This window comes from Desulforamulus aeronauticus DSM 10349, assembly GCF_900142375.1.
In the GTDB taxonomy this organism is placed as follows: domain Bacteria; phylum Bacillota; class Desulfotomaculia; order Desulfotomaculales; family Desulfotomaculaceae; genus Desulfotomaculum; species Desulfotomaculum aeronauticum.
On record NZ_FRAR01000009.1, the window covers coordinates 134,128 to 159,641 of the forward strand.

General features: G+C 44.0%; 24 protein-coding genes. 22 read left to right on the forward strand and 2 right to left on the reverse strand.

Going from position 1 to position 25,514, the window contains the following annotated elements; genetic code table 11:
• Positions 1-67: 67 nt before the first annotated feature.
• The 11 genes from BUA78_RS06030 (at position 68) to BUA78_RS06075 (ending at position 9,743) form a co-directional block, all read left to right on the forward strand.
• Complete coding sequence (locus BUA78_RS06030) at positions 68-1,042, forward strand: cell division protein FtsA (RefSeq protein WP_072911925.1); 975 nt, start codon at positions 68-70, stop codon at positions 1,040-1,042.
• Between the two features lie 43 nt (positions 1,043-1,085).
• Positions 1,086-2,138, forward strand: coding sequence for a cell division protein FtsZ (gene ftsZ / locus BUA78_RS06035; RefSeq protein ID WP_072911927.1), 1,053 nt, complete (start codon positions 1,086-1,088; stop codon positions 2,136-2,138).
• A gap of 156 nt (positions 2,139-2,294) precedes the next feature.
• On the forward strand, positions 2,295-2,444 hold the full coding sequence (locus BUA78_RS20165) for a hypothetical protein (RefSeq protein WP_175548979.1): 150 nt from the start codon (positions 2,295-2,297) through the stop codon (positions 2,442-2,444).
• Positions 2,445-2,446: 2 nt separating this feature from the next.
• Entirely contained in the window at positions 2,447-2,680 is a 234-nt protein-coding gene (locus BUA78_RS06040) for a putative signal transducing protein (RefSeq protein ID WP_238456739.1), read from the forward strand.
• A 218-nt stretch (positions 2,681-2,898) separates the two neighbouring features.
• Positions 2,899-3,792 (forward strand): sigma-E processing peptidase SpoIIGA, encoded by an 894-nt coding sequence (spoIIGA, locus tag BUA78_RS06045; RefSeq protein ID WP_072911932.1) that lies wholly within the window; start codon positions 2,899-2,901, stop codon positions 3,790-3,792.
• Between the two features lie 32 nt (positions 3,793-3,824).
• Positions 3,825-4,550 (forward strand): RNA polymerase sporulation sigma factor SigE, encoded by a 726-nt coding sequence (sigE, locus tag BUA78_RS06050; protein WP_072911935.1) that lies wholly within the window; start codon positions 3,825-3,827, stop codon positions 4,548-4,550.
• A 193-nt stretch (positions 4,551-4,743) separates the two neighbouring features.
• A complete protein-coding gene (gene sigG, locus BUA78_RS06055) occupies positions 4,744-5,517 on the forward strand; it encodes an RNA polymerase sporulation sigma factor SigG (RefSeq protein ID WP_072911938.1) in 774 nt (257 codons plus the stop codon).
• A gap of 160 nt (positions 5,518-5,677) precedes the next feature.
• Positions 5,678-5,947, forward strand: a complete 270-nt coding sequence (locus BUA78_RS06060) for a YlmC/YmxH family sporulation protein (protein ID WP_072911940.1) — start codon at positions 5,678-5,680, stop codon at positions 5,945-5,947.
• A 296-nt stretch (positions 5,948-6,243) separates the two neighbouring features.
• Positions 6,244-6,831: a LutC/YkgG family protein gene (locus BUA78_RS06065; protein ID WP_072911943.1), complete on the forward strand. Its 588-nt coding sequence runs from the start codon at positions 6,244-6,246 to the stop codon at positions 6,829-6,831.
• A 13-nt stretch (positions 6,832-6,844) separates the two neighbouring features.
• Complete coding sequence (ldhH, locus tag BUA78_RS06070; protein ID WP_072911946.1) at positions 6,845-8,989, forward strand: L-lactate dehydrogenase (quinone) large subunit LdhH; 2,145 nt, start codon at positions 6,845-6,847, stop codon at positions 8,987-8,989.
• A 178-nt stretch (positions 8,990-9,167) separates the two neighbouring features.
• Positions 9,168-9,743 (forward strand): class I SAM-dependent methyltransferase, encoded by a 576-nt coding sequence (locus BUA78_RS06075; protein WP_072911949.1) that lies wholly within the window; start codon positions 9,168-9,170, stop codon positions 9,741-9,743.
• A gap of 81 nt (positions 9,744-9,824) precedes the next feature.
• On the opposite strand, the gene BUA78_RS06080 is transcribed toward BUA78_RS06075, so the two are convergent.
• Positions 9,825-12,134: a GGDEF domain-containing protein gene (locus BUA78_RS06080; protein ID WP_238456740.1), complete on the reverse strand. Its 2,310-nt coding sequence runs from the start codon at positions 12,132-12,134 to the stop codon at positions 9,825-9,827.
• Between the two features lie 214 nt (positions 12,135-12,348).
• Here BUA78_RS06080 and BUA78_RS06085 point away from each other — a divergent pair, with 214 nt between their 5' ends.
• Together BUA78_RS06085 and BUA78_RS06090 are read left to right on the forward strand one after the other, a co-directional pair.
• Positions 12,349-13,950, forward strand: coding sequence for a methyl-accepting chemotaxis protein (locus tag BUA78_RS06085; RefSeq protein WP_072911951.1), 1,602 nt, complete (start codon positions 12,349-12,351; stop codon positions 13,948-13,950).
• 119 nt (positions 13,951-14,069) lie between these two features.
• The gene (locus tag BUA78_RS06090; RefSeq protein ID WP_072911954.1) at positions 14,070-14,768 is read left to right on the forward strand and encodes a winged helix-turn-helix domain-containing protein; all 699 of its coding nucleotides are present in this window, start codon (positions 14,070-14,072) and stop codon (positions 14,766-14,768) included.
• Positions 14,769-14,900: 132 nt separating this feature from the next.
• Here the strand turns inward: BUA78_RS06090 and splB are convergent, their stop codons facing one another.
• Entirely contained in the window at positions 14,901-15,959 is a 1,059-nt protein-coding gene (gene splB, locus BUA78_RS06095; protein WP_072911956.1) for a spore photoproduct lyase, read from the reverse strand.
• A gap of 390 nt (positions 15,960-16,349) precedes the next feature.
• On the opposite strand from splB, the gene nrdR reads away from it, so the two are divergent.
• The 9 genes from nrdR to BUA78_RS06140 all read left to right on the forward strand — a co-directional run bounded on the left by nrdR (position 16,350) and on the right by BUA78_RS06140 (position 25,505).
• On the forward strand, positions 16,350-16,811 hold the full coding sequence (gene nrdR, locus BUA78_RS06100; RefSeq protein ID WP_072911959.1) for a transcriptional regulator NrdR: 462 nt from the start codon (positions 16,350-16,352) through the stop codon (positions 16,809-16,811).
• A 15-nt stretch (positions 16,812-16,826) separates the two neighbouring features.
• Positions 16,827-18,857, forward strand: coding sequence for an anaerobic ribonucleoside-triphosphate reductase (nrdD, locus tag BUA78_RS06105; protein WP_072911961.1), 2,031 nt, complete (start codon positions 16,827-16,829; stop codon positions 18,855-18,857).
• Positions 18,858-18,869: 12 nt separating this feature from the next.
• The gene (gene nrdG / locus BUA78_RS06110) at positions 18,870-19,376 is read left to right on the forward strand and encodes an anaerobic ribonucleoside-triphosphate reductase activating protein (protein ID WP_072911963.1); all 507 of its coding nucleotides are present in this window, start codon (positions 18,870-18,872) and stop codon (positions 19,374-19,376) included.
• Positions 19,377-19,695: 319 nt separating this feature from the next.
• Positions 19,696-20,328 (forward strand): 4Fe-4S binding protein, encoded by a 633-nt coding sequence (locus BUA78_RS06115; protein ID WP_238456741.1) that lies wholly within the window; start codon positions 19,696-19,698, stop codon positions 20,326-20,328.
• 348 nt (positions 20,329-20,676) lie between these two features.
• Complete coding sequence (locus BUA78_RS06120) at positions 20,677-21,105, forward strand: MarR family winged helix-turn-helix transcriptional regulator (RefSeq protein WP_072911966.1); 429 nt, start codon at positions 20,677-20,679, stop codon at positions 21,103-21,105.
• A 144-nt stretch (positions 21,106-21,249) separates the two neighbouring features.
• A complete protein-coding gene (locus BUA78_RS06125) occupies positions 21,250-22,029 on the forward strand; it encodes a DUF169 domain-containing protein (protein WP_072911967.1) in 780 nt (259 codons plus the stop codon).
• Positions 22,030-22,088: 59 nt separating this feature from the next.
• Complete coding sequence (locus BUA78_RS06130; protein WP_072911977.1) at positions 22,089-22,391, forward strand: carboxymuconolactone decarboxylase family protein; 303 nt, start codon at positions 22,089-22,091, stop codon at positions 22,389-22,391.
• A gap of 133 nt (positions 22,392-22,524) precedes the next feature.
• The gene (locus BUA78_RS06135; RefSeq protein ID WP_072911980.1) at positions 22,525-24,276 is read left to right on the forward strand and encodes a DUF2339 domain-containing protein; all 1,752 of its coding nucleotides are present in this window, start codon (positions 22,525-22,527) and stop codon (positions 24,274-24,276) included.
• A complete protein-coding gene (locus BUA78_RS06140) occupies positions 24,273-25,505 on the forward strand; it encodes a discoidin domain-containing protein (RefSeq protein WP_072911981.1) in 1,233 nt (410 codons plus the stop codon). Before BUA78_RS06135 ends, BUA78_RS06140 begins: the two co-directional genes overlap by 4 nt.
• The last annotated feature ends 9 nt before the right edge of the window (positions 25,506-25,514 follow it).

Sequence of the window (25,514 nt, forward strand, 5' to 3'; positions counted from 1 at the left end):
AGGGAATTTTTATTCTATGTTGAATTTACATTTTAAGTAAACCCTTTTGCATTAGGAGGTGCCTGGCTTGGCCAGGAGACATATAGTCTGTGGACTTGACGTTGGTACCACCAAAATCGTCTCAGTTATTGCCGAAGTAGGACCTAACGGTTATCCCCAAATTCTGGGGATGGGCGAATGCCCAACGCTTGGTATACGTAAGGGATCAGTATTTGATGAAACTGCTTTGACTAAGTCCATATCCCAAGCTGTTTTACTAGCGGAAACAATGGCCAAAGAGACGATTGAAAAGGTATACGTGGCGTCACCAGTGGCAATCCAACTAACTGGTTGGGAAGTATTTGAGGAGCAACTTGCAAATAGCGTTAGACTTACCGGGTTACGGCTAGCTGAAATAATCCCCTCGGTAGTAGCGGCGGCGGAAGCCCTGTTAACGGATATCGACAAAAAAATCGGTACCGTATTAATGGATCTTGGGGGATCGACCAGTAGCTTAGCCATTTTTGATGGAGGGCTGTTAGTCCACACTTATTCCCTAGCTGTGGGCAGCGAACATATATCAAGCGATTTAGCTCTTTGCCTAAGAACTACTATTAGTGAAGGAGAGCGGATAAAAAAGGCTCTGGGGCTCTCTACCCCAGAAGCAGCAGATGATCTGGAAATCAGCAGCGTGGGAGGGCATGAACAGAGAAAAGTATCGCCAAGCGCTGCCAGAGATATTATTGAATCTAGAGTAAAGGAAATTCTTGAATTAGCACTTCAGGCCATACATCAGTCCTGTAGGCCAGAGTCTCTACCAGGCGGTGCTATATTTACCGGTGGCGGCTCTCTGCTTGAAGGATTATTACCTATGGCCAAGAATGTATTACAGGTATCCCAGGTCTCCATTGGTTCTCCGGGTAAAGTGGGTGTACCCGGCGAAAAGTGGATTAGCCCAGTATATGCTTCGGCTATTGGGCTGGTCATTTATGGTGCCAAAAGAGATTTCCGCCGATCAGGACGCACTTCAGGATGGCGTCAAGTTCTGGATAAGTTTACGTAATAAGATAAGGTGCTTGATGGTAAATACGGAGGAGGATAACTTTATGCTGGACTTTGAACTGGACCTGGACCATTTTGCAAACATTAAGGTAATCGGTGTGGGTGGCGGCGGAAACAACGCAGTTAACCGAATGATCACTGCTGGGCTCAAGGGTGTTGAGTTTGTAGCGGTCAATACCGATGCCCAATCTCTGTTCTTGTCTCAAAGTAACCATAAAATACAAATAGGTACTAAGTTAACGAAAGGCTTGGGTGCCGGTGCTAACCCGGAAATTGGTGGTAAAGCAGCGGAGGAAAGCCGTGACGAAATTATGCAGGCATTAAAGGGTGCTGACATGGTCTTTGTCACTGCCGGCATGGGTGGTGGCACGGGTACAGGTGCTGCTCCTGTGGTAGCCGAAATTGCGAAGGAAATGGGTGCTCTTACCGTAGGTGTAGTTACCAAGCCATTCACCTTTGAGGGCAGAAAAAGACTAACCCAGGCCGAGTTAGGTATCGAAAACTTAAAAAGCAGAGTAGATACATTGATTACCATCCCTAACGATCGACTGTTACAGGTAATCGATAAAAATACATCCATTGTAGAAGCCTTCCGTATTGCAGATGATGTACTACGTCAAGGTGTACAGGGCATTTCAGACCTGATAGCTGTTCCGGGATTAATTAACTTAGACTTTGCCGACGTGAAGACCATTATGAAGGATACCGGCTCTGCCTTGATGGGTATCGGTGCCTCCACTGGCGAAAATCGTGCCACCGAGGCTGCTCGGATGGCGATCTCCAGCCCCCTGTTGGAAACTTCCATTGAGGGTGCCAGAGGTGTATTGTTGAACATCACCGGCGGTTCCTCCTTAGGCTTGTTCGAAGTAAATGAAGCAGCCGAAATTATTGCTCAGGCTGCAGATCCCGAGGCTAACATTATTTTTGGTGCGGTAATTGACGAGAGAATGAATGAAGAAGTTCGTGTAACCGTTATTGCTACCGGCTTTGACCAACGGGTAGCTCCCAAAAAAGATAAGAAAAAACCAGAGATGGAAATTAAACCCTTTGCTAGCCACGACGATCTGGACATTCCGGCTTTCCTACGTCGCCGCTAAGTAACGAACCTCCTGCAGAAGCAGGAGGTTTTTTCATCGACTTCTTTCCCTTACTTACGCGCGCCCGGCATGGGCATTATTGACAGTACCTCTTCCCTTGGATAACTCTTTAAAGCTACGGGAAAAATAATAAAAAAGTGAGGCAGGTGAAACTAGATGACCACTCGAATCAATGCAGATAAACAGACTCTTACTACGAAAAAAGGTTTGGATAAGGTAAGGGGTCAACAATTCTTTGAGGATCGTAATAAAGGTCCGGCACACAAGGACTCCAACCGTAATGACATCAACGACCCCATCGGATAGAGGTGAATTCCTTGGCTCCTAAATGGCGTCTATTAACCAGTGTTGCCAACATGGTGGAAGCTGAAATTCTTAAGAGTGCACTGGAAAGCGCGGATATTCCGGTAAGCTTGAAATGGGAGAGTTTTAATGCGGTGCTTTTTGGTACATCTGCCAATGGACCCGGCACACAAGTTGATGTATTTGTGCCGGAGGAAGTTTGGGAAGAAGCGCAGGCATATCTCACATTCACAGACTAGATTGTTGAATGAAACTGTCGAACGAAGAGGGAAAAAAGTTAGAATTGATTTCCAGATATTGACAAGTTTCCCTTACCCTGGTGGTGTATAATACTGCCAGGGTTTTTTATTTTATTCTCGTAAGACAAGCCTTTAATTGGGTTAACTGGCATATTTCATTAACTTACCCCATATCATGGTAGTGACCCTCTGTTTTTATAGAGCCGGGAGAAGCAGCGATGAGACAAGTGGTCTATATAGATGAGGTATTGATAGTGAATCTTGCCATGAACCTTACTGCTCTATGGCTGACATCCAGATTCACGGGCAATGAACGTTCCTTTGCCAGGATGTTAGCTGGTGCGGCAGTGGGGTGTATTTATGCTTTTTTAGTGCTATGGCCAGGCTTTACGATGATGTTACATTTTTTTGCCAAGATATTGGTGGCCACTCTCATGGTTGTAATTGCCTTTGGGTTTAGGAGTTGGCGAAAGTTCATCCGACAGCTAGGCTATTTATTTCTCAGTAGCTTTTGCCTGGGTGGTATTGCCACGGGTTTACATTATCTTTGGCACACAGCAGTTATCGATTTGGAAAACAAGCTAGGATTAGGAGAATTTAATAAATGGGCAGTGTTAACCGCTACTATACTTATTGCCATGTTTCTGGGTCACTGGGGTGTTACAGGATGGCGCAAAGGATCTGCACAAATAGCAACAAAGATTCCCCTTACCATAACCTTCTGGGGGAAAAAAGTCTCAGTTTTGGCTCTGGTTGATACAGGTAACCAATTAATTGATCCCTTAAGCCAACATCCGGTCATCATTTTGGAATATGAAGTACTTAAATGTGTGTTGCCGGAAGAACTTTATGGGGCGTTTGGAGAGGGGACCGGCAATACCATTCTTGCTGTGTCAAACACTCCTTATGCCAATCGTGTAAGATTAATACCCTTTCAATCTCTAGGACAGGATCATGGTATGTTGTTAGGAATTCGTCCTGATGAAGTTGAAATTCAGGTGAGGGATACCCCACAAAGAGTTACCAATGTAGTAGTGGGAGTTTACCATCAGCAGTTAAGTCCGGAGCAAAGTTACAGGGCATTATTGCCCCCACGGTTACTGGTTTCCTAATTTTGGGGAATGGGGTTCAGGGAGGGAGATGCTTGAAAAACACCTGGCATTTTAAGATACTTATTAGGCTTTACTTGGCTCGGGTATTTCAGTGGCTTGGGCAACAGCAGGAAATTTACTATGTTGGCAGCAGTGAAGCATTACCTCCTCCGCTGTCTAATGATGAAGAAAACGATTTGATTGAACGGCTTGGGCAAGGTGACGGTCAAGTTAAAAGCGTCCTCATTGAGCGAAATCTGAGGCTCGTAGTGTACATCGCCAGAAAATTTGAGAATACAGGTGTGGGAATCGAAGACTTGGTATCCATTGGCACCATTGGCTTAATTAAAGCAGTAAATACCTTTGATCCCCATAAAAAGATTAAACTAGCTACGTATGCTTCCCGTTGTATTGAAAATGAAATTCTCATGCACTTAAGAAGAAATAACAAGACTCGCTCGGAGGTTTCCTTTGATGAACCTCTAAATATTGATTGGGATGGCAATGAACTTCTGCTATCAGATGTACTGGGAACCGAAAACGATATTATTTATAAAAATTTGGAAGAAGAAGTTGACAAAAAACTGCTGCATCAGGCCCTCTTAAAATTATCCGGTCGAGAAAGGCGTATTATGGAACTGCGTTTTGGGTTAAACAATGGTACGGAAAAAACCCAAAAAGAAGTTGCAGATATGCTAGGTATCTCCCAATCCTATATTTCTCGCTTGGAAAAGCGTATTATTAAGCGCTTAAAAAAAGAAATTCATAGAATGGAGTAATGTAAAAAACAGAGAAAACAACAGATTTAACCCCTTAAACACCTATTTAATGGTGTTTTTGGGGTTTTTTCCTGAGCTCGATGGCATGTATATAAGAATTTTACCAAGGTAATAATGAACCTGTAAGGTCAAGTTCGAACGTTTACTAAACTGATACCGCTGCTGTATTAGAACAACGTCGGGAGGCCAGTACATGCTCGTAAACAAGGTCGAGATCTGCGGAGTCAATACATCGAAACTGCCTGTACTAACCAACAGTCAGATGAGAACTTTGTTTGAAGTTATGCAGCAAGGAGATAAAGATGCCAGAGCGCAACTCATTAATGGTAATTTAAGACTGGTACTGAGTGTGATTCAGCGTTTTACCAATCGTGGCGAGTATGTTGATGATTTATTTCAGGTGGGCTGCATTGGTCTGATGAAAGCCATTGATAATTTCGATTTGAGCCAGAATGTCAAATTTTCCACCTATGCGGTACCCATGATTATTGGCGAGATTAGACGCTATTTAAGGGACAATAACCCCATTCGGGTCAGCCGTTCCTTGCGGGATGTGGCCTACAAGGCATTGCAAGTAAGAGACAGCTTGGTTAACAAATATTCTCGGGAACCATCTATTAATGAGATTGCCGGGGAATTAAAAATGCCCCGTGAGGAAATTGTTTTTGCCTTGGATGCCATACAAGAGCCGATTTCCCTCTTTGAGCCCATTTACCATGATGGTGGAGATCCCATTTTTGTGATGGATCAGATTAGTGATGAAAAAAATGTTGATCTTAGTTGGCTTGAAGAGATATCTATTAAAGATGCCTTAAGAAGATTAAGTGATAGAGAAAAGCACATTTTAACCTTGCGTTTCTTCGAAGGCAAAACTCAAATGGAAGTAGCAGAAGAAATCGGCATCTCCCAAGCTCAAGTATCACGCCTGGAAAAAGCAGCCCTGAGCCATATGAAAAAATATGTGTAAACAGCTTTAGCCTTTCCTGTGGCTAAAGGGTAGGGCCAAAGGCTGACCCCGAAGAAATACTCCAAAGCAAAGTTTGTCCAAAAAATAAGGCCCGAAGCCTTATTTTTTTGTGCAGAAGCAGGCTACCTCTGCATATAAATAAGAAAGGGAGGTGGCCGGCTTGATTAAAATTTCAGACCTACGCATGAGAGAAGTTGTTAATGTGGTGGATGGTAGAAGGCTGGGGCTTATTAGAGATATTGATATAGACTTAGAAGCCGGTCGTATTGCTGCTTTAATATTGCCTGGACAAGGTCGGTTTTTGGGACTGTTTGGCAGGGACGATGAACTGGTTGTACCTTGGGATAAAATTAAGAAAATTGGACTTGATATTATATTGGTTGAACTACCACCCTACCACAATCCTAGAGAAGAGGGCTATCGGTATTAAAGAATGGAAGAAGAATTAACAATATGTCATGAATATTAACAATTATCAAATAAAAATAATATTGCATTTTGTCGAAAGTTTTAATATACTTTAGTTAGTTTATAAGGGTCTTTCCACAGGTAAAGAAATGTTAAAAAGGTTTAACATTTCTTTAATTATGTTGTAGTTATATGGCTTAATTTGCTAATCGTGGTCAGACCATCATGCCTAAAAATCCTTTATCATCAAACTCATCTAATCTATTCCACTTTTATTTCAAAGAGAATTGCCAAAACAACAAAAAAGAGGTGTGTTACATGACTGCAGTACAGGATAAGGCAGAAAAGTCGTACAATGAGGCAACAGGTGCTGCTTTGTACGATAGATTTAAGGCCAGTGCAGAGTTATTGTCTGCAGAGGTTCACAGAGCTGCCAATATGGAGGAGGCACGCCAACTGGTGACCCAGATCATCAAAGATCTGGACACCCCCAAGGTTGTTTATGCTCCCTCAGAATTAATGGATACTCTGGATGTTAAATCCATCGGACAAGCAGCCGGTGTGACAATGACAGCAGAAAACCTACGGCAACAGGCTGCCGATGCAGGACTGGGTATTTCTCAGCTGGATTATGCCATTGCTGAAATTGGTACATTGGCGGGTAATGCCAACAGCATTGAAAGCCGAATGGTGTCCATTTTACCTCCCATTCACATGGCTGTAATTAGGACGAAAAATATCTTACCCAACCTGTTAGAAACCATCGCAACCTATAATGAAAAATTAGGTGAACTACCACGCTATTTGACCTTTGTCAGTGGCCCCAGCCGTACCTCGGATATTGAACGGGTATTAACCATCGGTGTTCACGGGCCCGGCAGACTGATCATCGTATTTATTGACTAAGGGGTGAAAATTAGTGGCTACAGTTCTTAAAAATGAAATTAATAATGCTTTAAATAACGACAACCTTACCGGGGCTCTGGGAAGATTCGGGGAAGCTTACCTTCCTGCACGGGAAAAAGCCTACGAAGGCAAGGACTTTGAGGCGACCAGGGAAAAGATCGCACAAATTAAGAGCCATGCTGCTGAAAATATGGAGGCACTGGCCCAACAATTTTTAGCTCAGGCAGAGAAAAACGGTGCGAAGGTATTCCGTGCCAAAACGGGTCAGGAGGCCAAAGAATACATTGCCAAGTTGATCACAGAGCATAACGTTAAAAGTGTAATTAAGTCGAAATCGATGGCTTCCGAGGAAATTCACCTCAATGATTATCTTCTGAAAAATACGGATGTCAATGAAGTTGCCGAGACAGATTTAGGGGAATGGATTATCCAGTTGTGCGGTCAGCGTCCCTCTCACATGGTAATGCCAGCGATTCACATGACCCGGGGTGAAGTGGCAGAAATTTTTTCTAAAGAAACCAATCAACAGTTAGAACCGGATATTGCCAAACTGGTTAAGGTGGCCAGGGAAAACCTGCGTGAAAAGTTTTTAAAGGCTAAAATGGGTATTTCCGGAGCCAATATAGCTGTGGCAGAAACGGGTACCCTGGTTATGTGTACTAATGAAGGAAATGGCCGTTTAACTACCACGGTACCCCCTATTCACGTGGTACTGGTAGGTTTAGAGAAGCTGGTGGCAAAGTTTGAGGATGTCGGACCTATTTTAGAGGCCCTACCCCGTAGTGCTACTGCTCAGAAGCTTACGACCTACGTCACCATGATGTCCGGGTCGACGCCGGCCATTGACCTAGATGGCAATATTGTCGAACAAAAAGAAATGCACATTGTATTGATGGATAATGGTCGTACCGAAATGCGGGAAGATCCCTTATTTAAACAGGCCTTACAATGCATTCGCTGCGCCTCCTGCCTCAATGTTTGCCCTGTTTTCCAAAAGGTAGGAGGACACGTGTATGGTGATGTCTATACCGGTGGTATTGGTACCATTCTTACCGCTTTCTTAAATAGTTTTGAAAAGGCTGGAGAACTGCAGAACCTTTGCCTTCGTTGTGAACGCTGCAAGGCCTACTGCCCCGGTAAGATTGATCTACCTGCTTTAATTACCGAACTGCGTCGTCGTACGGTGAAAAAAGAAGGTATGCCCTTGGGTCAAAAGCTTATTTTAGAAAAGGTGCTGACTAACCGTAAACTGTTCCACAGTTTGATTAGAACTGCCTCCGTGGCTCAAAAGCCCTTTGTCAAAGGGAACACGATTCGTCACCTGCCCCTGTTCTTCTCGGGCCTAACCGAGGGACGCAGTCTACCAGCGGTAACTGATAAACCGCTGCGCGATCGAGTTGGACGTTCTGTACCCAAAGGTAAAGTAAAGGCTAGGGTTGCCTACTATGCCGGTTGCCTGGGTGATTTCGTTTACCCCGAACAGGGTGAAGCTGCTTATAAAGTATTAAACAAGATGGGGATGGAGGTTGTCTTCCCCTTAGAGCAAACCTGCTGCGGCATTCCGGCCAGCCAGATGGGTGCACCGGAAGTGGCTGTTAAACTAGCCAAGCAAAATATTGAGGCACTAGAAAAGGAAAATGTGGATTACATTGTATCTCTTTGCCCAACTTGCATAGAGGTGCTCAAGCATCATTATTTGGATCACTTTAAAGATGATCCGGCTTGGCGTGCACGGGCTGAGAAAATATCTGCCAAAATGGTTGATTTTCCTTCTTTTGTCGCTCAACACGGCCAGGATCTGCAATTCAACAAGCTGTCAACCAGCGTAACCTATCATGATTCCTGCCATATGAAACGGGCCCTGGGTGTTTGGCAAGAACCCCGGGAACTGCTGACTAAAGCAGGGGTTACTTTGACCGAAATGAAAGGCTGTGACGATTGCTGCGGTTTTGGTGGTTCTTACTCCATTAAGATGCCGGAGATCTCGAAGGCTATCTTGGATAAGAAAATAACCAATATTGAAGACACCGGTGCCAATGTACTGGCTCTTGATTGTCCCGGCTGTAAGATGCAAATCGCTGGTGGCTTGGACGCCAAAGGCAAGAATATTAGGGTAAGACATACTGCCGAGTTATTGGCAGAAGCGATCAAAGAGTAGATGCTAGATCTGGAGGTTGGGAGCTGTCCCAGCCTCTTTTTGCGTCATAGGCCCAGGCGGTAGTCTTTTAAAGACGTTTACTATGTAGAAATGGATAGTAAATGGCACTTGACAGATACTATTCAGGCAAGCCATAATTTGCCTGAATGGCTAAAGGCTAAAAAGGCGGTGGAGCAAATTGTCTCACGTATTCGATGCTAAAAAGCTGGCTAAATTAGATAACCCTCGCAGAAAAGAACTTATACCACAGGACCAGATACTGTCTTTATTAGGAGTTAAGGCAGGAGAACAGGTGCTGGATGTGGGCTGTGGTATTGGTTTTTTGACCCTGCCAGCGGCTAAAATGGTGGGTGATACCGGATTTGTCTATGGGGTGGATATTCAAGAGGGTATGTTGGTAGAAGCCTTGGACCGCAGTAAGCAAGAAAAGCTTTTTACTATTGCCTGGGTCTTAACGCATCCTGATAAAATAACGTTACCTTCAGCCAGCGTAGATTGTGCTATGTTGGGTATGGTGGCTCACGAAGCACCGGATTTAACACAGATGCTAGCTGAATGCAGAAGAGTTCTCAAACAGGGTGGCAGAATTGGGGTTGTGGAATGGAACCAAACCTTTACTGAAATGGGTCCGCCACTGGATCATCGGCTAAAACCGGAGACTTTGCAGGATATCCTGATAAAGCTAGGATTTGGTGAGACAGTCGTTCATGACATCAGCCTGGGGGTTTATCTAGCAGTAGGTACTAAGAAATAGTAATGATGTGATACGATGTAACCAGAGGGGTCTTGTGATATTGCATAAATTCTAAATGCAATATTGCAAGACCCCTCTGGTTTAGACCTCTTTGTTACAACCACGTACATAAACACTGCCAACCTTTTTCTTGGCAAGATGCTTTAAATGGGCCGCCTTTTGTGCTAATGCTTCGGGAGTGCAATGACCGGAACAGTCCAAGATAGAGAAAGAAGCTGAGACTAGCGGAAACCAGTTTTCCTGCCCCTGACGATCCAACCAATAGAACCCTCCAATTTGCTTATCTTCTATAGAATAAAAATTTCTCACTAGGCGATCAAAGTAACGAATGTATTTCCGACAAATTTCTTCAGACCTGTCTTGCCGGGTAATAACCACAAAATCATCACCGCCGACATGTCCAATAAAATCTGTAGGAAGTCCAAAATTTCGTACCACACTGGTCAATAGACGGGCAGCCAATAAGATTAAGCGGTCACCGTTTTCAAAGCCATAACGGTCATTGTAGCACTTAAAATGATCCAAATCGAGGTAGATTAGTGAAAAGGGTGATTGTTCAACGAGTCTGGTATTGATCTCTCTTTCTATAGTAAGGTTGCCGGGCAAGCCGGTTAAGGGGTTGGCCCCTCGGGCCATTTCTATGCGAATCTTGGTCATGGTATCCAGTAGGATTTCCACAGAGACAATGCCGTGGAATTTATTGCCATGAGTTACGATGATATAATCATAGATTTTAATTTTATCTCGGCACATAGCCTGCTGTGATACTTGTTCGATGGGATCGGTTGCATCCACCACTAGCGGGTGAGGGTCCATAATGGCATAGGCAGAGCGTTGAAAGTAAAGAGCTGCTCCGTACTGGGTTCCTAGGTAGCGAGCCAGGTGATGGCGCATAATTAACCCTGCGGGTTGACCATCATCGGTAACCACAATGCCGCTTAAAAGTTCATTTGCATCAAGGATTTCTTTAATGTTTTTCACCGGGGTACCAATATTCACCTGAACCGAGGGTTCGCAAATCTCGCCAATGGGAAAAGCCCGTTGCCATACCCCGGTTGGGTTACGATAGGTTAAGGAAGCGATTTTGTTTAAAGCAGTCTTAGTAACAGCTGGTTTTGGAAAGGCAGGGCGTCCCAAATAATAACCTTGGCCATAATGAACACCAATGGAATAAAGGGTGGTCAACTCCTCTTCGGTCTCGATACCCTCGGCAATAATACTGCAGCCAATTTTCTGGGCAAAGATAACAAAGGTTTCTAAAAGAGCCTGCCTGACTCTATTGGTATGAATATCCCGCACCAGAGAAGAGTCAATTTTGATGAATTCTGGGCGGACTTCAGCGATAGCTTGCAAGCTGGAAAAACCGGCACCGGCATCATCAACTGCCACCCGGTAGCCCTGTCGTCGGTAGTGAGAAAGAGTTTTATTGAACTGCCCAAAGTCTTGAATGCTCTGACGTTCCGTTATCTCAAAAACCAGATTGGCTTCAGAAAAATGATTGTCCCTCAGTAATCGTCTAGTTTCTCCTGCAACAAATTGAGGATCATTCACGGTATAAGGATGGATGTTAAGGAAGAGTTTTTGGTTTCCCATGGAAATACCGAAATTTTTAATGGCCAGTTCACGACAGATCTTTTCCAATGGGAACAAAAGCCCTACTTCCTCAGCAAAATTAAAGATAACAGAAGGGGAACCAAAAAAACTGTCCTTAGGGCCACGGGTTAGTGCTTCCCAACCAAATATTTCACCTGTTTGCAGAGAAACAATGGGTTGATAAACAATGTGAAAAGCTTTTTGAGACAATAGATCGTTAAATTCTGGTAATAGGTGCACAGTTTGCTGGCTCCAAGTACCCTTAGCAACCTTTTGTGCTTCTTTAATAGCATTATAAAGTCTATGTTCCGGGGTGTGGTTTGTATTTTGGTCAATGGTTGTACAACCAACATGAAGTCTTAGGTTTATGCCTGTTAGTTTTATCAACTCTCTTCGTAAATCTTCTTCTAAGGCTATGCGCATGGCAGTGGACAGCTTAATAAGCTGATTTGATTGGATGTTTGTTATAGGCTGACAGAGCAGCAGAAAATCATCACCCCAGATATTTTGTACCAATATCTCCTCAGAACAATTCACAATGACCTTAGCCTTCTCCTGTAGGACGGATTGAAGTAGATCTAGAACCTGCCTAGCCCAATAATCCCCTTGTACCTGCACTACCTGATGAAAATCTGTAACATCCACATAGAAAAGAAGTATTGGGTTTTTATGAGATAACATGGTGGTAAGATTACCCATTAAAGAAGATCCTTGCAGCAATTCTCCCAGTAGATTTTTTGGGGAGGGTCTTTTATTAAATAAACTTTCTATTTTGCGTATTACCTTGCTAACAAGCAATATGAATACCCCCTACCCTACCGAATTATCCCATTCATCGTATAACGTTATATTTAGCCACAGGTTAATTCAGTGTTAGGAGGGGATTAAAAATATCAATAGAATTTAAAGTGGTTTTAACAATGGCTTAACCGGAAACCAATACTTTTTCGCTAGAGTAAAGAAGAAAAATACTGGTAAAACCAACCAGGGAAGGGGCGAAAAAGTCTTCTAAATGATTACTATTAAAATTGGCACCAAAATCGGGTTAGGTTTCTCCGTAATGCTTGCTTTGATTATGTTCATAGGTGGGACATCGTTCTTTTTCATAAATTCCATTAAAGAAAAAACCAGGGTTATAGAGAATTCAACCAAGCAAGTGCAATTAGCCCTAGAGACTGAGAAAGAATTTAAAGAAGCTGTTTCCTCTACGCGAGCTTATATGGGTTATGGAGATGAGAGTTTTATTACCAAAGAGAATCAGAAAATAGCTGATGTAGACAAGAAGATGAAAGCTTTACTACAAATTGTTGATGAAAAAGATAAGTCTAAGATGCAGCTAGTTATTACACTTTTAGGAAATTATAAAAAAAGGGTATCCGATGAATTGTTTCCCTTAGCTCGAAACTTCCACCACACAGTGGCTACCGGAGAGATTGATAAGGCCCAAGAGTTGAGAAATAAAACGTTATCTCTGTCGAACGAAATTTCTATTCTGCAGGGGCAAATCGAAAGTGAATTAGGCACTATAGCCAAGAAGAACAACGACTTATTTAACCGTAGCTTGTCAGCCTCACTTTCCGAACAGGATAAAGTTATTACTGCCACCCTGCTCCTGAATTTTTTTACGATTGTGGTAGGTATGATCCTTAGTGTTTTCTTGACAAAAATGATTAGAAGTCCAATCATACACACCGCTAAAGAGGCTGAAAAGTTTGTTATAGGAGATTTTAGACAGGAGATTCATTGTACCTCCTCCGATGAAGTAGGGCAATTGACTCGTACCCTGAATCAAATGCGACTGAGTTTTAGAGAGATACTGCAAAATTTAGGTCAATTATCGGGTAATTTGGATGAAGCAGCCAATCAATTGGTCATTCAATCAGAACAAACATCCCAAGGGGCCGAGTCTATTTCTGCCACCACAAATCAAAATGCCTGTAGGATCACAGATCTGTCCCAGCGCTCGCAACAAATGCTCCAACAAGCAGATTCAGCCTGTCAGCAGGCTAAACAAGGTTATCAGGGGATTTCATTGGTGATCAACCAGATGCAGGACATACTAGAAGTATCTAACGAAGTTGAAACCTCTGTGCAGGATCTTCATTCTGCCATTAACAAGACAAGCCAGTTCGTGGAGGTAATTAGTAGTATTGCGGAGAGGACCCATCTACTGGCCTTAAATGCGGCCATTGAGGCTGCACGGGCAGGAGAGGCGGGTAAAGGTTTTTCGATTGTATCAGATGAAGTGAGAAAGTTAGCAGAGCAAGCCGCACAGTCCGTCGGAGAAGTTAACAAGTTAATGCTGGAAATCCAAAATGCAGCTACCAAATCGCGTATATCCTTAGCCAGTGGTAATCAAAAGGTTCAGGAAGGCAATAAAATGGTTGGTGAAGTGGGAGGACTTTTTCATAAAATTATCCAAGAGGTACAGTATCTTTCTGAACACGTGCGCAATGTAGTAACGGATACCCAGCAAATTGAAGCCGGGGGCAAAATAATGGCGGTTACTTCCCAAAGACAAACGGTGGCCATGCAAGAAGCTAAAACGGCTGCCATAGGTCTGAAAAATTTATCAGAGGGATTACAAGGCGTGCTCCTCAAGTTTAAAATATAACTTTCAACAGCTTTTAAAATGACTTTATGGACGGTTTTAATATTGTTTTAATACTCTCTTTGCCAACTCTTAACACGTACAAAGTATAATTAATCAAGACTATTAATTGAGGTGGCTGGATGTCTAAAATTTTAGTGATTGATGATGAAAGTAATATCACAGAACTCATCAAGTATACACTGGAGAAAGATAATCATGAGGTTATAGTTGCTTTTGACGGCGAAGAAGGACTCCAGTTAGCACAACTAGAAGCCCCGGATTTAATTATACTGGATATTATGTTGCCTAAACTAGATGGTTTGGAGGTTTGCCGGCGTCTGCGCAGCCAACAACCGACAACAGTGGTACCCATTTTAATGGTTTCGGCCCGAGGGGAAACGATAGATAATATCCTCGGACTGGAAATGGGTGCCGATGACTATATAGCCAAACCCTTTAGCACCAGGGAGTTAGCGGCCCGGGTAAAGGCCAATCTCAGGCGACTTAGGTATGCCGATGCCAATAAAGTGGTTGATAGCACTCGAAAGGTAAGTGTGAGGGATGTAGTATTAGATTTAGATAAGTATGAAGTTACCGTAGCTGGACAATTGGTTAGTTTTACGCCAAAGGAATTTAAATTATTGAAGATCCTAATAACTCATCCCGGTAAGGTCTTTACCAGAGACGTTTTGCTAGATCGTGTATGGGGCTTTGAATACCATAATGACAGCCGTACAGTAGATGTTCATATACGCTATATTCGCCAAAAAATCGAAAAAGACCCGGCGGTTCCGAAGTATATCATTACAGTTCGGGGAGTTGGCTATAAATTTGACTAAATGATGTTGTCTTGAGGGGCTTATTACCGAGTTTAACTATTAATGAACATAGAAATGCGTAGGCTTAGTTGTATTCTCAACTAAGCCTATTTTGTCCCTGTCAAGGCGACCTATTCGATTTTTGGCGACCCCCTACACTAAATACTCTACCTTAGCCTCTGGAAAATATCTGTTCAGCAGATTTTCCAGATGTACTTTTACCTCAGACATACTTTCTTTGGGATAGATGTATTTACCATAACCAAACTGCCCGTACTTAAACTGGCGGTACTCTTCATTCATATCTAACTGGGACTTAGGGAAGATTTCCTGAATATTGTTCTTGGCCCGTCGGGTAAAGCGATGGGTGATTAGCTCAAAGGTTAGGTCTTTGCGGGATAACGGATCTAAAACCCGATCCAGTTCAGCAAAAAGCTCACTGTAGCCCTGCTGCCAACCCGCATAGATCATTATGGGTGCCACCAGAAAGCCCAGCGGATAGCCAGCACGAGCTACTTTACTGGCTGCGGCCACTCGTTCTGTCATAGAAGGGGTGTCATGTTCAAATTTAGTAATGACGTAATCAGTATTCAAACTAAAACGGAAACGGGTGCGTCCGTGGTGTTTGGCTTCCAATAAGGAATCAATATCGGTAAATTTGGTCACAAAACGGAAACGAGCATGTTCCTGCTGTCCAAAGAATTCGATAGCTTGCTTTAAGGCGCCGGTATAACGCTCTACGGGAATGGGGTCGGAGGTGGCGGCTCCTTCGAAGATGGTTTCCCGAGGCAGGTGTTCCTGGATATAGTCACTGGCTCGGCTTAGTATTTCATCTAGATTGACATAGATGCGAAGGTAAGGTTTTTTACCTAAATTGGTTAGCAGATAGCAATATTCACACTTGCCTGGGCAACTGGTAACCAGGGGGAGTTGATAATGAGCCGAAGGTTTACAAGTTTGAAATTCTTTACCTTTGCGCACTCCAATGACCAGGGTCCGTTTGGCCTCAAAAAATCCTTCCTGAGGTGTTTTTCCTGGTATACCTACAATGCGATTATGGGAACCGGTGACTGTGACAGGAATACCCTCAGCACTGAAATAATCCCGCAAGTGTTGGCCCAGCTCATAATGTAGGGCGGCGGGTTCAATAAAAACTCTCTTAGGTATGAAAATATGTCTGGCAGCTGACTTTTCTAAGACCGCTTTTGTCATAAAATTAAACCTTCCTTGTTTTTAGTTAACTTCTAGAGGGATGCCACTAAATTTGGTTACCTACCTATCCTGACTTTACAGTTATTATTATCAGGATAGAAAAACTAACTTTTGGTCTGTGTGTCAAAGCCAAGTTTTTCTAACAGTATGTCACCGGCAGAAGAGAATATGTAAGCTAGGACTTCTGCCCTATTTTAACTGGATGATAACTGTTAAAGAAAATGGAAGAAAATGAAAGGTATAGACAACCTTAGTCTCTCTGGTTGGCAAATATTACTGCAGAGAGGTTTTGACTCACTATATATGGTATTTTATAATTAGACTGACTACAAGATGTTGTTGTGGTTGCGCCTATTTGTGTTTTAGCCCTATATCTGGGGGGTGAGTTTAATGCATTGTCCCTTTTGCAATTTTCCGGAAAGTCGGGTCTTAGACTCCCGGCCTGCCGATGAAGGTAGCAGTATACGTCGCCGTAGGGAATGCAATGATTGTGGTAAAAGGTTTACCACGTATGAGCGGCTGGAGGAACGTCCACTGGTAGTGGTTAAAAAAGATGGACGTCGAGAAGTGTTTGACCGGACTAAACTAGTGGCGGGTTTTATGAAGGCCTGCGAAAAAAGACCGGTTCCGATCCAGAAAATAGAAGATACTGTGAACTATATTGAAAGGGAATTACGCAGCCAGATGGAACCGGAAATCCCCAGCCAAGCGGTGGGGGAACTGGTTATGAACCAACTGTTAGAGCTGGATGAGGTGGCTTATGTTCGTTTTGCCTCGGTATACCGACAGTTTGGCAATATCTATAGTTTTCTCCACGAAGTGGAGAAGCTGTTGAAGAGTAAAGAGAGATAAGGGGGCCCTGTAGAGATGTTTGCAAAGATTAGAAAAAGGGACGGCCGAGAACTACCCTTTGATGAAACGAAAATTACCGATGCTATTTTTAGGTCTGCCAAAGCGGTAGGTGGGGAAGACCGCCAGACTGCTATGGAGCTAACCTTAGAAGTCTTAAAAATGCTAAAGAAACAATATAATGGTCACATTTTTGGGGTAGAAGAAGTACAGGATATGGTAGAAAAGGTGCTAATTGAGTCAGGTCATGCCCGTACCGCTAAGGCCTACATCTTGTACCGTCATCAACGGACCCGCCTACGCGATTCCAAGAGTGATTTGATGGATGCCGTGGAGGAGATTCTAGAAGAAACCAACCGAGAAAATGCCAATGTTTCCAATTCCCCTTCAGCAAAAATGCTGCAAATTGCCAGTGCTGCCAGCAAAAAGTACTACCTAACTCGCTTAATCCCTGAAGAAATTTCCCAGGCCCATGCCAGGGGGGATGTGCATATACATGATTTGGATTTCTATGGAAAAACCCTAACTTGTATTCAAATTCCCTTAGGAAGACTACTGCAAGAAGGCTTTAATACCGGGCATGGACATATTCGTCCACCTAAACGGCCCACCTCAGCCACTGCGTTGGCAGCTATTATTCTGCAGAGTTCCCAAAACGACATGCACGGTGGTCAATCCTTTGCTTTCTTTGACCGGGACATTGCCCCCTTTGTGGAAGATGCCACCGATCATGAGACTTACCAGGCTATGGAAGCCTTAATCTATAATTTAAACAGTATGCACAGCCGGGCTGGGGCCCAGGTGCCCTTCTCCAGTCTAAACCTGGGCACCGAAACTTCCGAAGCTGCCCGCCGGGTTACCCGTAACCTGCTGTTAGCCTACGAAGCTGGTCTGGGCAGAGGGGAAAACCCCATCTTTCCCAACATTATTTTTAAATTAAAAGAGGGCATTAACTTAAATCCTGAGGACCCTAACTATGATTTATTCCAATTAGCCATGAAGGTGTCTGCGAAGCGATTGAACCCCACTTTTAGCTTTATGGATTCCTCCTTTAACAAGGAGTATGGGGATCAGGTGGGCTATATGGGCTGCCGTACCAGGGTAATGGCCAACCGCAAAGGCCCAGCCGTCACCGACGGACGCGGCAACCTATCCTTTACCACCATTAACCTGCCCAGGATAGCTATTAAGGCCGAACGGAACCTGGAGAAGTTTTATCGCCTATTGGATGAAACCTTCGACTTAACCTGCCGCCAGTTATATCACCGTTATAAAGTGCAGGCCAAGTTGAAAGTGCGGGATATGCCCTTTGTCATGGGGCAGGGGCTGTACCTAGATTCTCAAAGCCTACAACCCAATGACACGATTGCAGAAGTTATTAAACATGGTACCCTCGCTCCGGGCTTTATCGGACTGGCCGAGGCACTGGTGGCCTTAACCGGCCAGCACCACGGCCAAAGTGAGGAAGCTCAGGCACTGGGACTGGAGATTATTTCTTATCTGCGCCGTAAGGCAGAGGAAGCCTCCGAGCAATATGATCTAAACTATACCCTGCTGGCCACCCCGGCGGAGAGTGTTTCCGGTCGCTTTGCCAAGATAGACCGTAAAGAGTTTGGGATTATACCTGGTGTAACGGATAAGGCGTACTATACAAATTCCTTCCATGTGCCGGTGGGTTATCCCATTGATACCTTTGCCAAGATCTCATTGGAAGGCCCCTATCATAAGTATTGCAACGCCGGGCACATTAGTTATATTGAAATGGCTTCACCGCCACTGCATAATCCCCAAGCTATGGAGGCCATCATTAAACATATGAAGGCCAGTGACATGGGGTATGCCGCCATCAACTTCCCCGTGGATTACTGCATTTCTTGCAGTGTGACAGGCGTCATTAACCAGGACAGTTGCCCCCGTTGCGAATCTCAAGAAATTCGCCGGGTGCGCCGCATCACCGGTTATCTTAGCACGGTGGATCGCTTTAACGATGCTAAAGTAGCAGAACTTAACGATAGGACCGTACACTCCGGGTTTGATCCCAGAGGCTAGGAGGTGTACCCCTTGACCATAAAACTTCGCCTGGGCGGCATTACCGCTAACAGTGTAGTGGATGGGCCAGGATTACGGACAGTGGTATTTCTACAGGGGTGCCCACGCCATTGTCCGGGTTGCCACAATGAAGCGTTATTAAACCCACAGGCAGGCAGGGAAGTAACTCTGGAGGAAGTTTTGGCAGAGATCAAGGCTTCCATTTCTCCTTTAACCCAGGGCATTACCTTTAGCGGCGGTGATCCACTGCTGCAGCCGGAAGCGGTGTCTGCTTTGGTGCGGCAATTAAGAGCAGACTACCCGTCATTAGATGTTTGGATGTACACCGGCTATTTGTACGAAGAAGTCAAAGACTTGCCTGTTCTGCAACTGGTGGATGTACTGGTAGATGGTCCCTTTGTACAAGATAAAAAAGACCTGGAGTTGGTCTTTCGGGGGTCTGCCAATCAACGGTTGATTGATTTGGTAAAGACCCGTCAAGCTGCTGAAGTGGTGCAATGGCAGCCACCGACGTGGTAAAATTGACGTATGTATCCCTGTGCAAAGCACAGGGATTTTTTCATATCGGAAAGTATAAAACTTTCCGATATGCCTAAGGGTAAACTAAGTTTCCGCTGGCGTCTAAAGACTTGGCATAAAAGGGCATAACCTAAAGGTCACGGGTAAACAAGCCAAGTTTTTCTAACTGTGACTAACATTACAGGTGTTACGTAGGGTAACTCACTTCTTGAATCATCCGTAGGGAGTAAGATTAAGACGGAAAGAGGATCCTAAGAATGTAATGTTAATTATTAGATAACGTAGTTATCTATCAGGAGATTACCGGGGAGGTGAAGGGTTGGATTTTCATGGTTCTGAGATGTATGAGATTACTTGCTGTCGAGATTGCCACAATGCCATAATAGATTTGGCTCAAATAGAAAAGGCTTGCCAAGATCTTTTGCAAGAGCATGATTTTTCCGCCAGACAGAGGCGGCACTTGGGTGGAGTCAAAGCGAAATACCATGATATTTTTAAAATAGCTATTGCTGGCTGTCCAAACTCTTGCAGTCAGCCTCAGGTGAAGGATTTCGGATTGCAGGGGCAGAGTGTACCGGAAGTGGGGGAAGGTTGCACGGGCTGCGGATTGTGTGTAACAGTTTGCCCGGACAACAGTATTGTGATCAATGAAGCTGGTCCGCAGATAGACCGTTCATTGTGCCTTAACTGTGGTCAATGTGCCCGTAGTTGTCCCACTGGAACCATTCACACTAGACTGAGGGGTTACCGGGTGATCTGGGGAGGTAAGCTGGGTCGCCGTCCTATGCTGGCTAAAGACGTTTGTTTATTGACGGATGAACAGGGGGCAGTAAGTTATCTGCAGCAGGCTATTGAGCTCTTATTAAAGGAAGGGCAGCCTGGTGAAAGATTTGGTGCTTTACTGGAAAGAATAAAGCAAAAAAATGATAAAAAAATCTCGACACGTGTCTAATTATGCCATATAATTGACAAGTGTGTGATATTAAATTACACATCCCGCCTTTTTAATCACTCGGCATTTTGCCGAGTCTTTTTTCTTTTTATAGGGGTAAGAAAGTAGTAAATAGACAATAGAAAATTCCCCAATACCTGTTAGAAAAACTTGGTTTGTTGTTTACTTGTGACCTTTAGGTTATGCCCTTTAGGGTACGCTAAGCTTTTGACCTAGGCGGAAGCCTTAGTTTTTCTTATATTTTCGTCAATAGAAATTTTATGCTTTCTGAAAGTGTAAAAAGGGTTGCATAATTAAGGCTATAAACATATAATTGTCTTGACAATAGTTTGCATAGAGGAGTCGAGAATGACATTTCAGCTTGATAATAGCCTCGGTTTTATTTTAAGTCGAACAAGCACACGCATGAAGAATCATTTACTACACAGTATCAAAGCTTACGATGTAACCCCCGAGCAGTGGGCGGTTTTAAATCGTTTATGGGAGAGAGAAGAAGTTTCCCCTAAAGAGTTGGCAGAACTGACCTCGAAGGATCAACCCACAACAGTAAGAATTCTTACAAAGCTCGAAAGAAAAGGATTTATTGCAAGAAAAGTGAATCCAGATGATAACAGAGCTTTTCTAATTTCCCTGACAAATGAGGGGCGGGAATTAAAAGATAAACTTATTCCTTTAGCATTGGAAGTGCTTGATAAGGCATTAAAAGATATTGATAAAAAACAAGTGAAGGAGGCTATAGTTATTCTTAACAAAATATATGCAAACCTTGATCGATGATTTTTTATTCCTAAATAATTGTTATGACAACTAAGAGGTTAGGTAGTTTAAAAAAATCCAACATTAGTTGTAAGAAGTGTTTAAGCATCTTGATTCATAGCCCAAATCAGAACCCCCAAAATTATCAACTAGGAGATGATAGAGATGAGAGGTAAAATTGCTGATTCCATTAATTTAAAGTATTCCCCGGTAGCGATTGTTTTTACAGATGAAAAACCTGAAGGAGCACTGCAATTTAAGGAAGGTCGTTGGGGTTGTGTAATTGCCATGTTGGCAGGTGCAGCAAAGGGAAAGACGGTAGTATTTGACCGGAAAACCTACGGCTGTATTGGCGGCGGTGCTGGGTTGGGTTTTGGCAATACCTATGTTAATTTTCCCGGCGGCATAGAATACTTCTTGTCAATAGGTAATCCTGAATTTTGCCAAACCGAATTTGGTCAAGCGGTTGTTAGGAACATGCCCGCAATTAGCCACGGGGAGGCTTATAAAAAGACCCCTGAACTCGCTAAATCCTTTACGGATGCCCTGCCCTATTACGATGTTCCTACGGAGTACGTGGTATTTAAACCTCTTGAACAAGTTTTACCTACTGAAAAACCAGAAGTCGTTGTTTTCCTAGCGACACCTGATCAAATTTCCGCTCTTGTAGTTCTGGCAAATTATAACCGGCACGGTGGCGATAATGTAATTTCTCCCTTCGGGGCTGGGTGTCACAGTATTTGTATTATACCGCTCAATGAAGGAAAATCTGAAAACCCACGCGGTGTGATTGGGCTTTTTGATATTTCGGCTCGTAATAAGGTCGACAAAGATATTCTTTCCTTTAGTGTACCGTATAAAATGTTTCTTGAGATGGAAGAACATGTAGAAGAATCCTTTTTAACTCAAGACGTATGGCTAAAAATAAAGGAAAGAAATAACTAGTAGAATTGACCAGGGGTTTTGATACGATTCAAAAATGTCTTTGATAATGGGGGGACTTGATGGAACTCTTAACGATTCTAAAACAGCTAAGCCAGGAAAAGCCTCAGGTTGCCGGGGCCATTCAGGGCTTACGGCAAGCTGTCCTGGCCGAATGCACTTTGGATGCAAAGACAGCTAATTTAGTGGCTATCGGTATTGCAGCCGCTATTCGAAACCAAGAGGCGCTAACAGGCCATATCCAATTGGCGAAAGAAGCTGGAGCAACCCAAGATGAAGTGGTGGGAGCCATTCTTCTGGCACTGCCTTCCACTGGCGTACCCAGTACCTTAAGTGCCTTACCTCAGGCTTGGAAAGCCTATTAATAGAAAGACCCGAGCTTACTTTGGCTCGGGTCTTTTTGGCCTGTATTAAGGACTTGGCGTAAGCCAAGTTTTTCTAACTTTGACAGGGTTTTTGATCACCACTCTTGAATTTTACTGCAAAGGAGTTGGTGCAATGTCTGATCAAAGAGAACTACTAGATCAAATAGAATATCTGAGGACAGAGGTGAAGCAACTCACCGCTAGGGTAGCTGCTTTAGAGGCAGAAAAGGTAGAGAAGATTAGCACCCCCAAAACACTTCCAACAGAAGTAGTCTTGAGTGATAAAACCGAAACGAAACGGCAAGGAGCCTCACCATTAAAAAAAATAACACTAAACAAAGAAAGCCTGGAGCATGCCATTGGAGGAAAATTATTAAACAGAGTAGGGATTGTGGTTTTATTGTTTGCTATGGCCTACTTTTTAAAATATTCCTTCGATAACCAGTGGATTGGTGAGTTAGGCCGGGTGGTTATTGGTTATATCGGGGGACTGGGCCTGTTATTGGCCGGTGATATTGTCATGAGACGCCAATACCGGTATTTTTCTCAGGGATTTACCGGTGGTGGCATTGGTATTATTTATTTAACGACCTTTGCTGCGGCAAACTTCTATCACCTTATTGGTTCCGGCGTTGCCTTTGGTCTGCTGGTGCTTACCGCCCTGGCCGGTGGGCTCCTGGCTGTTCGGCAGCAAGCTTTTGGGGTAGCGATCCTGGCCACGGTGGGTGGTTTTTTAACCCCCTTCTTGATTGGCAGTAAAGAGGCCAACCCCGTCGCACTGTTGGGCTATGTGACCGTGTTAGACTTGGCTGTCCTTTATTTAGCCTATTTCAAACAATGGCGCAGTTTGAAGCTTTTAGCCTTCGTGGGTACGGTGCTGGTTTACATTGTCAGTGCAAATGCTAGCTATCAACCTGAGATGACAGCTTTGTGGATTAACCAAGGGTTTCTGACCGTCTATTTTATTATTTTTGGCACCCTGGTTTTCTTACATAATATCAAACATCGTCAACCCACCGGAGGGTGGGATATTGTCTTACTGGTGCTTAATGCCGCCTTTTATTTTGGGGCCAGTGCAGCTAACGTAGACAGTCATTATGGTGACTGGTTAGGCTTATTTGCAGTCCTGCTGGCAGTTCTTTATCTAGTGGTGGCTCTTACGTTGCAAAAAAGAAAGCACGGCGATGAATTGCTGTTGCTTGCCCTGCTGGGCACTGGCTTGGCTTTTGTAACATTGGCCATTCCGTTGCAGCTAGAAAAGGAAGAGGTTATTGCTGCCGCTTGGTTGGTGGAGGCGATAATACTCATCTATAGTGGTATGCGAGCGAAAAACGTCTGGGTGTGTCGTGCGGGTATTGTCCTGCTGGGATTTGTAGCCCTTAGCCTACATCTGGATGGAACCCCCTATTTTCAAGAAACCCCGCTACCACTTATCAACACCTACTCTCTGGCAGCGAATTTATCGGTGGTGGGTTTCTTTCTAGTGGCTTATTTGTTTTATTACGAGCCAGATCTGGCAGAGGATGAAAGGAAGAAGGTATGGCCCGCTGCAGTTATCGGCACCCTGTTGGCCCTTAAACAAATCACGTGGGAAGTGGAAAACGCCATACACTATTTTAAACTGGCTTATTCCATAGACTTTTCCGTATCCCTGGCCTGGGTGGCTTTGGCGGTGCTCCTGATGGTGCTGGGAATGACCAGAAACATCAAGGGTTTGCGTCTCCTGGCCTTAGCTTTGTTTTGCCTAACTACCCTAAAAGTCATGCTGCACGATCTAAGTGATTTGGCCATGCTTTTCCGGGTACTAATTCTGTTTATTGTGGGAGCTATTCTAGTTACCGTTTCTTTTGTTTATCAACGTCGGGGCAAGGGGGATGAGGCATGAAGCATGCCCGGCTGTTAACGTTAGTTTTCGTGCTACTACTGGCACTGCCTGCCTTTGCAGATTTTCAGGTGGCGCAGTGGCAGTTTAATAAGCCACTGTCGGCCTCAGAGGAAGGCTTAACCCTCCTTCAATTGGACGAGGAAATACTAAAACACACCCGGCAAGATTTTGCCGATATCCGTATTGTGAGCGAACAGGGGCAGGAGTTACCCTACCAAATAGTGCCCTTTACCGGGGGTGAAATTCATGGCCTGGGAACTTATGTTCTAGAAAATGAGGGAATTATTAATCATGTTACCGGGAAGGACTTTACCTCTTTAACCTTTAACATGTCAGAACCTACCGTAACTAATTGTATTACTCTGGAGATAGATTCGAAGGATGATTACCTCAGAGAAGTAATCATTGAAGGAAGTACGGATAATCAAAACTGGAGCCTGATAAAGAAGGATAAAATCTTCTCAGTGGGGTCTGCTATTAAAGATACCGAATTGCTTTATCCCACGGTAGATTTTCGCCTGGTCCGGGTCACCATTCAGGGCAAAGATGAGAAGCCGCTGGTTGTCAACGAAGCATCAATCAACCTTATCCCCGTGGCGGACCAGGATTTTACCTCTTTACCGGCTACTCTGTTAAAGACTGAACAGGCAGCAAAGCGCACCCTTGTGGATCTCGATTTGGCAGTTAAGGGATATAATCTAGATCACCTGGAACTGCAAATCGAAGGGAGAAACTATCAGCGACAAGTGGAAGCCTTTCATAGTTTTAACGGCAGCGATTGGATTGGTTTAGGTTCCAGTAGTATTTATCAGCATCAATGGTCGGAACACCAAGTGACCCATACTACGATAGCCCTCCAACAAAACTGTGGCAGGTATCTAAGATTGATTATTCACAACCAGGATAGCCCACCACTAATAATCAAAGGAGTAGCAGTCTGGGGGCAAGCTCCTAAACTGCTGGTGGACTTACCAACAGGTAAGCACCGGATTTGGTACGGCAATCCGGAAGCGAAAATGGTCAATTATGATGTGCAGCAATTTTCTCACTTGGTACAGAAACAAGATTTGCCTGTTATTGCACCGGCAGAACAGCAGGTTAATGAAAATTACAAGCCGCAAGAAAAACCCTGGACTGAACGAAATCGCTGGCTGTTGAATGCAGCCATTATTTCGGTAGCGCTGTTGTTAGGACTAATCATTATCAACAATATGAAGAGTAAGAGATAAAAGCAGTGC